Origin of the sequence: Nonomuraea rhizosphaerae, assembly GCF_019396405.1 — a bacterium.
GTDB classification, from domain to species: Bacteria; Actinomycetota; Actinomycetes; order Streptosporangiales; family Streptosporangiaceae; genus Nonomuraea; species Nonomuraea rhizosphaerae.
Map to the genome: position 1 here is coordinate 1 of NZ_JAHKRL010000129.1, position 13,460 is coordinate 13,460.

The following is a 13,460-nucleotide window of genomic DNA, read 5'->3' on the forward strand; positions in this document are numbered from 1 at the left end:
CCCCCCCCTCCGCGTCGCCCTCGCCCTTGGGCTGGGGCTTGGTGGCGGCGGGCGCCGGAGCGGGCGCCGGCTTCTCGGCGGCGGGCGCCGCGATGGCGGGCTTCGGCGGGGCCGCCGCGACCGCGGGCTCGGGCTCCATGCCGGGCAGCGCGGCGCCGCCGAGCAGCTGGCGCAGCTGCGCGAGGTGGCTGGTGATGCTGTCGCGCTGACGGGTGAGCTCGTCGACCTGGCGCTGCATCGCGGTGCGGGTGCGCTCGGCCTCGTTCTTCGCCTCGGTGACGATGGTGTCGGCGCTGGACTTGGCCTCCGAGACGATCGTCTCGGAGCTCTTGCGGGCGTTGGCGACCAGCTGCTTGGCGTGCAGGTCGGCCTCGCGCCGGGTCTGCTCGGCCTGCTGGGTGGCCTTCGTGGCCCGCGACTCGGCCGTGGCCGCGCGCTGCTCGGCCTCGGCGACCATCCGCTGCGTGTTGGCCTGGGCACTGGCGTGGCGCTCGGCCTCCTGGCGCTCGGCGTCCTCGCGGCGGGCGGCGAGCTGGATCTCGAACTCCGCCTCGTCCTGCGCCCGCTTGGCCTCCGACTCCTCCATGACCCGCTGCGCCTGCGCCCGCATCTCGTCGGCCTGCCGCTTGGCGGTGGTCAGCACCTCGTCGCGCTCGCGCTTGGTCGAGGCGCGCAGCTGCGCGACCTCACGCTCGGTCGTCGTGCGCAGCTTGGCGATCTCACGCTCGGCGTCGGCCCGCTTCTCCGCCACCTCGTGGTCGGCGGTGGCCCGCAGCTTGGCGACCTCGCGCTCGGTGGTGTTGGTCAGCTCGTCGGCCTCGCGGCGAGCGGTCGAGCGGGTCTCCTCCGCGTCACGCTCGGCGCTGGAACGCATCTCCTCGGCCTCGCGCGTGGCCTGCGCCCGCTTGTCGGCGGCCTCGGCCTCCGCGGCGGCGCGCAGGTCGGCAGCCTCGACCTTGGCGGCGGCCTTGATCTCGTTGGCCTCGGACCTGGCGGCCTGGACGAGCTCGGTGGCCTGCTCCTCGGCCAGGCGCAGCAGCTGCTCGATGCGGGCGCCCAGACCTGAGTAGGTCGGACGCTCCTGCTCCTGCAGCTGACGCTGGGAGTCGGACAGGTCGCGCTGGAGGGAGGTGACCTGCTCGCGGGACTGCCGTAGCTCGCCGTCGAGCTGCTTCAGGTGATCGTGCACCTGATGGCGGTCGTAACCACGGAGCACGACGTCGAACTCGCGTGCTGGGGCATCCTCGAAGAAGTTGTTGAGCTGGGCGTCGATGTCGGACTGCATGGAGGCTCGATCCTGGGTTGTCGAGACGGCTACACGGGCCGGACGGGGGGTTCGGGACATCCGAGCCAGGAGCCTGTGCCTCGCGGCAGGCCCCATGTCCGGTGGAAGGCCAGCGTACTCCGCTGGTGCGCCCTTAGAAGCCCCGTCCGACTATCTGGGTGACTAGTTACATACGAACTGTCTCCACATTCGTTACGGCTGCCGGGGCCTGCACCAGCTCCGTGAGCATACCTCCCACGTCCTTGGGGTGCAGAAACGCGATCTGCGAGCCCATCGAGCCGTGCCGGGGCCGTTCGTCGAGCACCCGTACGCCCTTGCCGGCCAGGCCGTCCATCGCCTTGGCCACGTCCGGCACGCCGAACGCCACGTGGTGCACCCCTTCTCCGCGCTTGGCCAGGAACTTCCCGACGGGAGAGTCGGGGGAGATCGGCTCCAGGAGCTGAATGTAGGAGCCCCCGCCTTCGCCGTCGGCGATGTGGAGCATGGCCTCCCGGACGCCCTGCTCCTCGTTGACCTCGCGGGCCACCACGGTCAGCTCGAAGGTCTCGGAGAACAGCGCGATCTTCTCGTCGAGATCGTGGCAGGCGATTCCGATGTGGTCGATCCTCATGAACATGTAGGGCCTACCTCCATAGCTAATGAGCTCCTACCCGTGGGTATGGTGTCAAAGAACCCCCTCGCGCGTACAGGAGGCCACCGCCATGTCTGGGTCCGTCATCGTCGCCGGAGCACGCACGCCGATCGGCAAGCTGCTGGGCGCCCTGTCCGGGCTGCCCGCCGTGGAGCTCGGCGGCATAGCCATCAAAGCCGCACTGGAACGTGCCGGGGTCGCGCCCGAGTCCGTCGAGTACGTGATCATGGGCCAGGTGCTCCAGGCCGGAGCCGGCCAGATCCCCTCCCGCCAGGCCGCCGTCAAGGCGGGCATCCCGATGACCGTCCCCTCGATCACCATCAACAAGGTCTGCCTGTCGGGGCTCGACGCCATCGCCCTGGCCGACCAGCTCATCCGGGCTGGGGAGTTCGACATCGTCGTCGCGGGCGGCATGGAGTCGATGACCAACGCGCCGCACCTGCTGCCCGGCCTGCGCAAGGGCGTCAAGTACGGCGGCTCCGAGGTGGTCGACTCGATGGCGCACGACGGCCTGTTCTGCGCGTTCGACCAGTGCGCGATGGGCGAGTCCACCGAGCGCTACAACGCCCGGCTCGGCATCGGCCGCGAGGAGCAGGACGCCCTGTCGGCCCGCTCCCACCAGCTCGCCGCCGCCGCGGCCAAGAACGGCGCGTTCGAGGACGAGATCGTGCCCGTCGAGATCCCGCAGCGGCGCGGCGAGCCCGTCGTGGTCAAGGAGGACGAGGGCGTACGCGGTGACACGACGGTGGAGGTGCTGTCCCGGCTGCGGCCCTCGTTCGCGGCCGACGGCACCATCACGGCGGGCTCGGCCTCGCAGATCTCCGACGGCGCCTGCGCGGTGGTGGTGATGTCCAAGGACAAGGCCACGGAGCTCGGGCTGCCCTGGCTGGCCGAGATCGGCCGGCACGGCAACGTCGCGGGGCCGGACGCCTCCCTGCAGTCCCAGCCCGCCAACGCCATCAAGCAGGCGCTGGCCAAGCAGGGGCTCGGCGTGGACGACCTGGACCTGGTGGAGATCAACGAGGCGTTCGCCAGCGTGGTGCTCCAGTCGGCCAAGGAGCTGGGGCTGCCGCTCGACAAGGTCAACGTCAACGGCGGCGGCATCGCCCTCGGCCACCCGATCGGCGCCTCGGGCGCGCGCATCGTGCTCACCCTCGCCCATGAACTCAGGCGCCGCGGCGGCGGCCTGGGCGCCGCCGGGCTGTGCGGCGGCGGCGGCCAGGGCGACGCCCTGATCATCCGCGTCCCAGCCTGACGCCTGTGGATCCGGCGGCCCCCGCTCGCCGGATCCGAAGACGAGTAAGCCCTCTCCCGTAGGCAGGAGAGGGCTGTGGGCGTGGCTAAGGAGGGAGATGAGCCCGGCCGCGAGGGAGGTTGCGGCCGGGCTTTCTTGCGGTGGTCATGAGGCGAGGAGCTTGGCGAAGACCGAGCGGTGGCGCCGCTCGGACTTGCGTCCCTTCATCGCCTCGCGTACCCGCCGGTGCTCGGCGGCCGCCTGGCGCAGCTCGTCGGCGTGGTTCTGCATGACTGCGTATTCGAGTTCGGCGTTCATCCCGAGTCTCCGTTACTTCCGGTCCTCTTTCCTGGCACTTTCCAGAGTGCTCCTAAGGCCCGCACCGCCACATCAGGCGGATGTCCTATCTGCGGCTCAGGACCGGACGCGGGGGATACCTAGGACGCCGGACCGAGTCCCTAAGGGCGCCTAAGGCGCCCTGTAGGCACCCCTACGGCTCGTCCGCGAACTTGACCGTGACCTTGGTGAAGCCCAGGGACTTGAGCATCCCGGTGAGCATCGCCTTGGTGTTGGCGTCGGCGCGGGAGCGCAGGTCACTGGCCAGCGCCGCCTCGGAGATCTTGGTCTCGGCCAGCACGTACAGCTCCCGCTGGTCGGCCGGGGAGGAGGACAGGAAGTCCTGGACGCGGTCCAGGATCCCGCGCTGCTGGGCGAAGACGTACGAACGCCGGTTGTCCAGGTTCGGCTTCTCCAACTGGGCGCGGGGCAGGCGGATGGTGACCTCGGTGCGTTCCTTGTTCACGCTGACGCCGTTGGCGGCGATGGCGGAGAAGTCGACGTAGGCGTCGACGCCGCCCGCGCCCACGAACAGCGTCCTGCTGCCCTTGACGGCGTCGGGCAGGAACCGGGCGTCCTTCTCCAGGTCCACCACGACCTGGAAGGTGCCGGTCGCCGCCTCGAACCTGCTCAGGTCCTTGATGGACTGCAGGAGCACGGGCTGACTGCGGTCGATGGTCTGCTCGCCGAGCGGGTTGAGCCAGGTCCAGGCCAGGCGACCGCCGACCACGAGCAGGACCACCACGACCAGGAGCGCGGCCAGATATCGCCACCTGCGGCGCCGCTGCGGAGTCACCGCGGGGGGCGCCGTGCGGGAAGTCGTCATGCGGGCTTGACTACCCTGTCAGCGATCATCATTGCCAGCTTTTTGGTGACATATCCGATCCCCAGGCGTGGGTCGGCTCGTCGCTGGGGTCCGGGTACACCGGGTAGACCTGAGCAGAACCCGACCCCGAACCACCCGTTCCCGTGCTGCTCGACCCCGTATTGCTCGACCCCGTATTGCTCGACCCCGTATTGCTCGACACAGGGGCGGCCGGGGTGGCGCGCGACGGGCCGCCGCCGAAGTGGGTGCTCGACAGCTTGCACGCCTGCAGGTCGCTGAAGAACATGCGCAGCCACTCGCGCCGCTGGTGCTCGCTCAGCCCGGAGAACCAGGCCGCCGCGTACTGGTGCTCGGGCAGCGGCCCGCCCGGCAGCGGCTCGCCGCGCAGCCACGCCATGACGATCTCGCGGTAGCCGTCGGCGGGCCGGCCCGGGCAGCGGGTGGCCAGGGACTCGACGTACTCGTACGCGGCCTCGTCGGCGAACCCCGCCGACAGGTCGGGAACGTGGATCTGGGCCAGCCCGGCGGACGGCTGCAACGGCTCCTCCAGGGGCCGCTGCTCGACCCGGGTGAAGGCGGCCGGCGTGCCGGCCAGCCGGGAGGCGATCTTGGTGAACGTCGCGCCCAGCTCGGTCAGCCCCGCCCGCATGCCGGGATGCAGGCAGACCGTGATCGGCCAGTCCTGGCAGCTGTAGGCGATCTCCTGGGCGGCGGCGGGCTTGGGCTGGGCCAGCAGCCGCGACACGCCTGCCCCGGCGGCCAGCACGGCCAGCAGCGCGCACGCCAGCACCAGCGCCTGCCTGGTCACCAGCGCGGCCCAGCCGAGCAGCAGCGCCCCCGTGATGCCCAGCAGCCAGATCGTCTGGTCGAGGAAGGCCGCGCCGCCGAGCCCCTGGAACAGGTCGTACGGCTCGCCCGTGCCGGGCGCCAGCTTGTCGGCCCAGCCGTTGCCCCCCGCCAGCCACGTGAACAGCCCGTAGCAGGCCAGCCCCACCAGCGGCGGCGTGTACGCCTTGGGCAGCACCCAGCCGGCCACCCACCCGATCACCGAGTAGAGCGCCAGCCCCGCCATGCCCACGCCGAGCCCGCCCAGGCTGAGCCGTCCCGACTGCTCGGTGATGACCGTCTTGACGGCCAGCACCAGCACGGTCGCGCCGAACGAGCCCAGCACCACCGCCACGATCGCCAGCGGCAGCTTCAGCGCCCGCCAGGTCGTCAGCGACCGCCCGCGCAGCGCCCTGCGCTTGCGCAGCGCCACCCAGGCCGCGAAGGCGGCGGCCACCGGGCCGGTCAGCTTCAGCGAGCCGATGACCGCGGCCACGATGTTCTCCCAGGCGTCCACCCCTGGTATCAGGACGCTCCACGCCGCCACCAGGCCGAGCGCCAGCAGCACCGCGACCGTGACGGCCGCGCTCTGCTTCAGCTCCTCGCGTGAAACGCCCGTGTGCCTATGCACCCGTTTTGCCATTGATGTTCACCAAGCACCCCCCGTGCCCCGTCGGCGAGGCGGAAGCGGTCGGTCCGCGCCGGTCCCCACGGCGAGTGGACTTGGCTTCCGCGTCACCATTCGATGCGAGAACCATAACGGAGCGTGATGATTGACGTCCGGATTCTTGGTCAAGCCGTGAGTCCGATCGCTCAGGGTGAGCAGACGAATCAGGACGAGCGGCGCGCTACCGTAGCGCTGTGTCGCAGCAGAAGCCGCTCAACCTGCCGTTCGATCCCATCGAACGCGCCGCGCAGACGTGGCGTGTTCACTTCGGGCCTTCCTCCGCCATGGCCGCCGTCACCTCGATCATGAGAGCGCACCAGATCCTGCTGTCGCAACTGGACGCGCTCCTGCGGCCGTACGGCTTGACCTTCGCCAGGTACGAGGCTTTGGTGCTCTTGACGTTCAGCAGGACAGGGGCGCTCCCGCTGTGGAAGATCGGCGAGCGGCTCATGGTGCACCCGACCAGTGTGACGAACACCATCGACCGGCTGGAGAAGTCCGGCTTCGTGTGCCGGATGCCCAACCCGGACGACGGGCGCGGCGTGCTGGCCGAGATCACCGACGCCGGCCGCGAGGCGGTGCGGCTGGCCACGGCGGACCTGATGGCGGCCGGATTCGGCCTCACCATGTACGGGGACGCCGAGCTGGGGCAGCTCTTCGACCAGTTGCGCACGCTGCGGGTGGCGGCGGGTGACTTCCCCGCCTCGTCCATGCGGCAAGATGAGGAGCATGGCGGACTTCTCTAGGCCCGGATCGCTCTACGGAGCTGTGGATCTGGGCGCGCGTAAGCAGGCACTGGAGTCGCAGGCCCGGCGGGAGGCCGCCGGGCCCCAGGCGGCCGCCTCGGTCGTCGACGTGACCGAGGAGACGTTCACGAGCGACGTCATCGACCGCTCCATGAGCGTGCCCGTCGTGCTCGACCTCTGGTCGCCGCGGGCCCCCGGCAGCGCCCAGCTCAGCCCGGTGCTGGAGAAGGTGGTCGGCGAGACCGGCGGGCGTGCCTTCCTGGCCAAGGTGAACGTCGACGCCAGCCCCCAGATCGCCCAGGCGCTGCGCGTCCAGGCGGTGCCGACGGTGCTGGCCATCTTCCAGGGGCAGGCCGTCACCGGCTTCCAGCAGGTGCTGCCCGAGCAGGAGGTGCGCCGCTGGCTCGACGAGCTGATGGGTGCGGTCGAGCAGTTCTACCAGGCCAACCCCGACGCGCGACCGGCTGCAGACGGGGGCGAGGAGCAGGAGGGCCCGGCCGGGCCGCCCGCCGACCCCGACCTGCTGGCCGCCGAGGCGGCCATCGACAAGGGCGACCTCGACGAGGCGGAGGCCGCCTACCAGCGGCTGCTGGCCCGCTCGCCGGGCGACGAGGACGCGAAGATGGGGCTGGCGGGCGTCGGCCTGATCAAGCGCACGGCCGAGGCCGACTCCGCCGACGTGCAGCGACGCCTGGAGGACCCGGCCGACATCGACGCCGCCCTGCTGGCCGCCGACCTGGAGATGCTCTCCGGCGCGGTGGACGAGGCGTTCCAGCGCCTCATCGCCGTGGTCAAGCGCACCTCGGGCGACGACCGCGACAAGGTGCGGCGGCATCTGCTGAGCCTGTTCGACGCATTGCCGGCCGAGGACCCTTCTTTGGCCAAAGCACGTAGAGCTTTGTCGAGCGCACTGTTCTAACCTGGACGTATGCGGGTCGTCACCATCTCGGCGACGTACGGCACGGCCGGCAGCCACATCGGCCCGGCCGTGGCCGAACGACTTGGCGTGCCCTTCGTCGACCGAGCCATCCCCAGCGCCGTGGCCGAGGAGCTCGGCTGCACGCTGGAGGAGGCCCTGGTCCACGACGACAGGGCCGAGCACGGCCTCGGCAGGCTGCTCTCGGGCGCGATGCGGCTGCCGACGGTCACCTTCGGAGGCGTGGACATGTACGTCCCCGGCGCGATGCCGCTCGCGCAGGAGGAGTTCGTACGACGCACCGAGCGCATGCTCAAGGACACGGCCAGGGCCCAGGGCGGCGTCTTCCTGGGCAGGGCCGGAGCCCTCGTGCTCGCCGAGCACCCGGGAGCGCTGCACGTCAGGCTAGACGCCCCGCTGAAACGCCGGGTGCGCCAGACCGCCACGCTGGGCGAGCTGAGCGAGCGTGAGGCCCGCAAGATCGTCGAGGACAACGACCGGGCGCGCATGGCGTACGTGCGTCACTTCTATCGCGTCGATCCGGGCGATCCATGCCAATACCACCTGGTCCTGGACAGCACGAGCATCCCCGTGCCGACCTGCGTGGACCTCATCGCCACCGCCGCCGAGGCGCTCGACTGACCTGACTCCCCCTACCATGTGGGATAACTTCTTGGTCAGTCCCGAAGGAGCGTTGACGTGGCCACCGTCCCCAGTGTGTCGTACTCCATCACCGTGCGGCTCGAGGTGCCCGCAGGCGGCAAGGCCGTCAGCCAGCTCACCCACGCCGTAGAGTCGGCCGGCGGCGTGGTGACCGCGCTCGACGTCACCAACGCGGGCCACGAGAAGCTGCGCATCGACGTCACCTGCGCGGCCCGGGACACCGACCACGCGCAGGCCATCGTCGACCAGCTGGAGGCGGTCGACGGGGTCGTCATCCACAAGGTCTCCGACCGCACCTTCCTCATGCACCTCGGCGGCAAGATCGAGATGGTCTCCAAGGTGCCGCTGCGCAACCGCGACGAGCTGTCCATGGCCTACACCCCGGGTGTGGCGCGCGTGTCGATGGCCATCGCGCGCAACAAGGAGGACGCGCGGCGGCTGACCATCAAGCGCAACACGGTCGCCGTCGTCACCGACGGCTCGGCCGTGCTGGGCCTGGGCAACATCGGGCCCGAGGCGGCGCTGCCGGTCATGGAGGGCAAGGCGGCGCTGTTCAAGCGGTTCGCCGGCATCGACGCCTGGCCGATCTGCCTCGACACCCAGGACGTGGACGAGATCGTCCGCACGGTCCAGGTCATCGCCCCCGGCTTCGGCGGCATCAACCTGGAGGACATCGGCGCGCCGCGCTGCTTCGAGGTCGAGCGGCGGCTGCGCGAGCTGCTGGACATCCCGGTCTTCCACGACGACCAGCACGGCACCGCCATCTGCGTGCTGGCCGCGCTCACCAACGCGCTGCGCGTCGTGGGCAAGTCCATCGAGCAGGTCAAGATCACCATGGCCGGCGCCGGCGCGGCGGGCAACGCGGTGCTGCGCCTGCTGCTGGCCGCGGGCGCCCGTAACGTCGTGGTCTGCGACTACCTGGGCGCGGTGCACAAGGGGCGCGACGACCTCGACGAGTCGCTGCGCTGGATCGCCGAGCACACCAACGCCGAGGGCTACTCGGGTGATCTGCGCGGCGCGGTCAAGGACGCCGACGTGTTCGTCGGGGTGTCCGCGCCCGGCATCCTCAACGGCGGCGACATCGCCACGATGGCCGACGACGCGGTGGTGTTCGCGCTGGCCAACCCGGAGCCCGAGGTGTCGCCCGACGACGCCCGCGAGCACGCCGCCGTGGTGGCGACGGGCCGCTCCGACTACCCCAACCAGATCAACAACGTGCTGGCCTTCCCGGGCGTGTTCCGCGGCCTGCTCGACGCCCAGGCCACCGAGGTCTCGCAGGAGATGCTGCTGGCCGCCGCCCGCGCGCTGGCGGCCGTGGTGTCACGCGAGGAGCTGGGCCCCAACTACATCATCCCGAGCGTCTTCAACCCGGACGTGGCCACGGCCGTCGCCGCCGCCGTCCGCGAGTCGGCGGGCGGCCGGGCCAGGGGCTTCACCGAGGCGTGATCCCGTTCACTCCCGCCGGCTCATCGCCGGGATGATGCGGTAGTCGGCCTGGAAGACCAGGTTGTGCACGTCGGCCTGGCCGATCGCGCGCAGCGTCGGCAGCGTCGACTCCGCGTCGGCCGCGTCGAAGACGTTCAGCGGCCAGGTGCCCAGCGTGCCGCCGCTGAGATGCGGATGGTGGAACGAGCGGCCGTAGTGGGCGACCAGCTTGACCGGCTCCACGTTCGCGGCCCGCTGCTCGGCCCAGGTCAGCGACCAGGTCGCCGAGACGCCGTCGTCCGAGCGCTCCACGCCGGTCGCCCGGATCTCGCCGGCGCCGAGCAGCAGCTCCTCGTCGAGCTCGGCCAGCGCCCGGCGGGCCACCGGATCCAGCAGCTCGACCGCGCTCTCGAACAGCTTCTCCTTGCCCTTGCGGTCGGTGGCGCCGCCGTGGTCGCCGTCCCGCAGGTCGCGGAAGTGGCGCAGGGCTTGCTCGTGTACGGTCATCGGTGGGCTCCCCTCCTGAGGACGAGCGTGATCAGCAGCACGAGCGCGGCGTTGACCAGGACGGCCGTCGTCAGCCCGTTCAGGACCACCACCGCGCTCATGACGGGTATGCCCATCGTGATGCCGATCTGCTGGGTCATCGTGGCAAGACCTGTGGCCAGCCCCTGCTCGGAGTCCGGCAGGCCCGAGGTGGCGGTCACCATGAAGGCGACGATCGCCAGCATGTTGCCCACCCCGCCGACGAACGTGGCCGCCAGCAGCAGCCAGATCCACCCGGGATCGGCGCCGAGGAGCGCCAGCGAGGCCGTGGCCGCCGCCTGCACCAGGAAACCGATGACCAGCGTCCCGCGGTCGCCGAGCCTGGCCAGCACCCGGGGCGCCAGGGTGCCGCCGAGGATCGTGCCCAGGCCGAGCACCCCGAACGCCAGCCCCGTCTGCAGGGGCGAGTAGCCCAGGACCTTCTGCAGGTAGAGCGTCATGAGGAAGACCAGCGAGGTCTCCGTGGCGAAGGCGACCAGCCCCGCCAGGTTGCCCCGCCGCACGGTGGACCTGGCCAGGATCGACACCGGCACGAGCGGGGCGGACGCCCGGCGTTCGGCGTACCAGAACACGACGAGCAGCAGCGCGCCCGCGAGCAGGGAGAGCAGCCCGAGCGGGTCGGCGAAGCCGTGCTCGCCCGCGCGGGTCAGGCCGAAGACGAGCGCGAGCAGGCCCGCGGTCACCGTCACGGCGCCCGGCAGGTCCATCCTGGGGCGGGCGGCGGGGCGGCTCTCGCTCAGCACGGCCGGGGCGGCGGCCACGACGGCCAGCGCGACCGGGACGTTCACGAAGAACGCCCAGCGCCAGCTCAGCAGGTCCGTCAGCAGGCCGCCGAGTATCGCGCCCGAGGTGAACCCGGCCGACATCAGCGCGCCGTTGAGGCCCAGCGCCCGCGCCCGCAGCGGCCCCTCGCCGAACGAGGTGGTCAGCAGCGACAGCGCGGCCGGGGTGACGGCGGCCGTGGCCAGCCCCTGGGCCACCCTGGCGGCCAGCAGCAGGCCGGGCGAGGTGGCCAGGCCGCCGGCCAGCGAGGAGAGCCCGAGCAGCGCCATGCCCGCCAGGAACAGCCGCCGCCTGCCGTACAGGTCGGCGATCCGGCCGAACAGCAGCGTGAACCCGGCCGCGGGCAGCGCGAACGCGGTCGCCACCCACTGCAGGTCGGCCGGCCCGAAGCCGAGGCCCGCGCCGATCACCGGCAGCGCGACGTTCAGCACGGAGAAGTCGACGGCGAGCATGAACTGGGAGCCGAGCAGCAGCACGAGGACCAGCCGTTGCCGCCCGGTCATCCGGACGGCTGGTGTGGTCATGGTCATGGCGTCCCCCTAATGGGCCTGTTGTTCCGTTAAGCTGTGGCCCGACGGTAGCACGCTGAGGAGGCTTAATGGAACAGGATTCCCGTTTGGCGGGTACGGTGCGCCCTGGAGGCCGTACGGCGCGGGTGCGCACGGCTGTCCTGGAGGCCACGCAGGACGAGCTGGTGCTGCACGGCTTCCACGGGCTGAGCATGGACGCCGTGGCCGCGCGCGCGGGCGTCGGCAAGACCACGGTCTACCGGCGCTGGAACGGCACGGCCGGGCTGGTGACCGACCTCATGACGGAGCTGGCCGAGCAGTCGGCCGCGCACGCCGACACCGGCGCCATCGAGACGGACCTGCGGGCCAACGCGCTGAGCGTCCTCGCGGCGATCACCGACGAGCGCCTGGGGGCCACGCTCCAGGCCGTCATCGCGGCGGCCACCTGCGACAAGGAGGCCGCCGCCGCGCTGAGCGCCTTCTACGGCCGCCGGGTGCGGGAGTGGGCCAAGGCGGTGGACCTGGCGGTCGGGCGGGGCGAGCTGCCGGCGGGCACCGACGGCGAGGAGGTGGTCAGGTCGGTCTCGGCGCCGCTCTACTACCGGCTGCTGGTCACCAAGGAGCCGGTGGACGAGGCCGTCGCCGAGCGGGCGGCGGGCCGGGCCGTGGCGGCGGCCAGGGCGGGAGCGTTCGTCCGGTAGGCGCCGTGTGCCTTCGGTTGGGTGGGCGCCGTGTGCCTTCAGTGGGTGCCGGGCCGGTAGCCGCCCCGCGGCCAGAGCGAGCTGTACCACCAAAGGATCACGCCCGTCAGCATGAGGCCGCCCGCGGTGGCCAGCTTGGCGACCAGGTCCGTGGGCGGGCCGGTGTAGGGCAGGTAGCCGTGGCTGTGCCAGGAGCACCCGTTGCGCACCCGCGTCGAGTCGATCAGGGTGTCGGGGTGGCCGGACCTGACCGAGTACGCCTCGATCTCCACGCTGTCGCCCCGGCGCACGCGTACGCCCCGGGTCACCGACTTGCGCGCCGGGATCGACCCGGTCGCCACGCTCACCGAGTCGGCACGCAGGTCGAACCGGGCCAGCTGCCTGGTCTGATTGCGGAGCGTGACCCGGACGTGCCCGCCGTCGCAGCCGACCCGCCCCGCCGACATCGTGAACGGGTCACCCGGGTCGGGCCCCGGCCACGCCTGTGCCGCCGCCGGCAGGAACAGCGACGCGGCCAGCGGCAGAAAGGCCAGCGTGAGGCGGGTTCCGATGCGCATTGACTTCTCCCGAGCCCAAAGTGTGATACTTGTCGTGCCCAAATGGCTACAGAAAGTAACATGGGGACGGTGGGGGAGCGAGATGCTTCGCGAACCCTCATGATGGATGTATGGCGGAAGCGATCTACGTCGGCGGTCTTCTGGTGGCCACTCCGCTTCTCGACGACCCCAACTTCCGGCGTAGCGTCGTGCTGATCCTGGAACACGACCTTGACGGTGGCACTCTCGGCGTCGTGCTCAACCGGCCGAGCGACATCTCGGTGACGCAGGTGCTGCCGGTGTGGGATCCGCTGATCACCGGGCCGCCCGTGCTGTTCGAGGGTGGTCCCGTGCAGACCGACAGCGCGCTGGCGCTGGCGGCGGTGCCGAGCGGGGAGGAGCCCCTCGGGTGGCGCCGGCTCCACGCCGGCACCCCGGCCGTCTCCCGGCTGGGCACGGTCGACCTCGACGCGCCGCCCGAGATCCTCCAGGGCGAGATCGCCCAGATGCGGATCTTCGCCGGCTACGCGGGCTGGACGTCGGGGCAACTGGAGAGCGAGATCGCCGAAGGCGCCTGGTACGTCGTCGACTCCGAGGCGGGCGACACCTTTCACACCGAGCCGCGCGCGCTGTGGCGCAGCGTCCTGCGGCGGCAGCCCGGCGAGCTGGCCTTCGTGGCGACCTGCCCGGACGACCCCACCCTGAACTAGGGCCTGTTTTATAAGCGGGTCAGCCAGTCGTTGATGATGGCGATCTGAACGGTGGCCTCGTAGCGGACGGCGAGCTTGTCGTACCTGGTCGCGACGGCACGGTGGCGTTTGAGCCGGTTGA

General features: G+C 71.3%; 15 protein-coding genes. 7 read left to right on the plus strand and 8 right to left on the minus strand.

Going from position 1 to position 13,460, the window contains the following annotated elements:
- The coding region (locus KME77_RS06360) for a DivIVA domain-containing protein (protein ID WP_219462881.1) at nucleotides 1–1,285 on the minus strand (1,285 nt) is incomplete at its 3' end.
- Between the two features lie 166 nt (nucleotides 1,286–1,451).
- On the minus strand, nucleotides 1,452–1,901 hold the full coding sequence (mce, locus tag KME77_RS06365; protein ID WP_219462884.1) for a methylmalonyl-CoA epimerase: 450 nt from the start codon (nucleotides 1,899–1,901) through the stop codon (nucleotides 1,452–1,454).
- 85 nt (nucleotides 1,902–1,986) lie between these two features.
- Here mce and KME77_RS06370 point away from each other — a divergent pair, with 85 nt between their 5' ends.
- Complete coding sequence (locus KME77_RS06370; protein ID WP_219462886.1) at nucleotides 1,987–3,171, plus strand: acetyl-CoA C-acetyltransferase; 1,185 nt, start codon at nucleotides 1,987–1,989, stop codon at nucleotides 3,169–3,171.
- Nucleotides 3,172–3,315: 144 nt separating this feature from the next.
- Here KME77_RS06370 and KME77_RS06375 read toward each other — a convergent pair whose 3' ends face one another.
- The 3 genes from KME77_RS06375 to KME77_RS06385 form a co-directional block, all read right to left on the minus strand.
- Nucleotides 3,316–3,468, minus strand: coding sequence for a hypothetical protein (locus KME77_RS06375; RefSeq protein ID WP_219462888.1), 153 nt, complete (start codon nucleotides 3,466–3,468; stop codon nucleotides 3,316–3,318).
- A 172-nt stretch (nucleotides 3,469–3,640) separates the two neighbouring features.
- Nucleotides 3,641–4,312 carry a DUF4230 domain-containing protein gene (locus KME77_RS06380; protein ID WP_219462890.1) on the minus strand — a complete coding sequence of 224 codons (672 nt, stop codon included), beginning with the start codon at nucleotides 4,310–4,312 and terminating at the stop codon, nucleotides 3,641–3,643.
- 28 nt (nucleotides 4,313–4,340) lie between these two features.
- The gene (locus tag KME77_RS06385) at nucleotides 4,341–5,768 is read right to left on the minus strand and encodes a hypothetical protein (protein ID WP_219462892.1); all 1,428 of its coding nucleotides are present in this window, start codon (nucleotides 5,766–5,768) and stop codon (nucleotides 4,341–4,343) included.
- Between the two features lie 230 nt (nucleotides 5,769–5,998).
- Between KME77_RS06385 and KME77_RS06390 the strand changes: the two genes are divergently transcribed.
- Genes KME77_RS06390 through KME77_RS06405 form a run of 4 tightly spaced genes read left to right on the plus strand, consistent with a single transcriptional unit; the run spans nucleotide 5,999 to nucleotide 9,575 of the window.
- Nucleotides 5,999–6,550, plus strand: a complete 552-nt coding sequence (locus KME77_RS06390; RefSeq protein ID WP_219462894.1) for a MarR family winged helix-turn-helix transcriptional regulator — start codon at nucleotides 5,999–6,001, stop codon at nucleotides 6,548–6,550.
- Nucleotides 6,534–7,469 carry a tetratricopeptide repeat protein gene (locus tag KME77_RS06395; protein WP_219462896.1) on the plus strand — a complete coding sequence of 312 codons (936 nt, stop codon included), beginning with the start codon at nucleotides 6,534–6,536 and terminating at the stop codon, nucleotides 7,467–7,469. The genes KME77_RS06390 and KME77_RS06395 overlap by 17 nt, the downstream gene beginning before the upstream one ends.
- A gap of 9 nt (nucleotides 7,470–7,478) precedes the next feature.
- A complete protein-coding gene (locus tag KME77_RS06400; protein WP_219462897.1) occupies nucleotides 7,479–8,108 on the plus strand; it encodes a cytidylate kinase-like family protein in 630 nt (209 codons plus the stop codon).
- A gap of 57 nt (nucleotides 8,109–8,165) precedes the next feature.
- Nucleotides 8,166–9,575, plus strand: coding sequence for an NAD-dependent malic enzyme (locus KME77_RS06405; RefSeq protein ID WP_219462900.1), 1,410 nt, complete (start codon nucleotides 8,166–8,168; stop codon nucleotides 9,573–9,575).
- A gap of 6 nt (nucleotides 9,576–9,581) precedes the next feature.
- Here KME77_RS06405 and KME77_RS06410 read toward each other — a convergent pair whose 3' ends face one another.
- The gene (locus KME77_RS06410; RefSeq protein WP_219462902.1) at nucleotides 9,582–10,061 is read right to left on the minus strand and encodes a hypothetical protein; all 480 of its coding nucleotides are present in this window, start codon (nucleotides 10,059–10,061) and stop codon (nucleotides 9,582–9,584) included.
- Complete coding sequence (locus tag KME77_RS06415; protein WP_246609263.1) at nucleotides 10,058–11,407, minus strand: MFS transporter; 1,350 nt, start codon at nucleotides 11,405–11,407, stop codon at nucleotides 10,058–10,060. The genes KME77_RS06410 and KME77_RS06415 overlap by 4 nt, the downstream gene beginning before the upstream one ends.
- Before the next feature lie 74 nt (nucleotides 11,408–11,481).
- Between KME77_RS06415 and KME77_RS06420 the strand changes: the two genes are divergently transcribed.
- Complete coding sequence (locus tag KME77_RS06420) at nucleotides 11,482–12,093, plus strand: TetR/AcrR family transcriptional regulator (RefSeq protein WP_219462905.1); 612 nt, start codon at nucleotides 11,482–11,484, stop codon at nucleotides 12,091–12,093.
- Between the two features lie 38 nt (nucleotides 12,094–12,131).
- Here KME77_RS06420 and KME77_RS06425 read toward each other — a convergent pair whose 3' ends face one another.
- Nucleotides 12,132–12,650 (minus strand): hypothetical protein, encoded by a 519-nt coding sequence (locus KME77_RS06425; protein WP_219462906.1) that lies wholly within the window; start codon nucleotides 12,648–12,650, stop codon nucleotides 12,132–12,134.
- A gap of 110 nt (nucleotides 12,651–12,760) precedes the next feature.
- On the opposite strand from KME77_RS06425, the gene KME77_RS06430 reads away from it, so the two are divergent.
- Entirely contained in the window at nucleotides 12,761–13,339 is a 579-nt protein-coding gene (locus KME77_RS06430) for a YqgE/AlgH family protein (RefSeq protein WP_219462908.1), read from the plus strand.
- The last annotated feature ends 121 nt before the right edge of the window (nucleotides 13,340–13,460 follow it).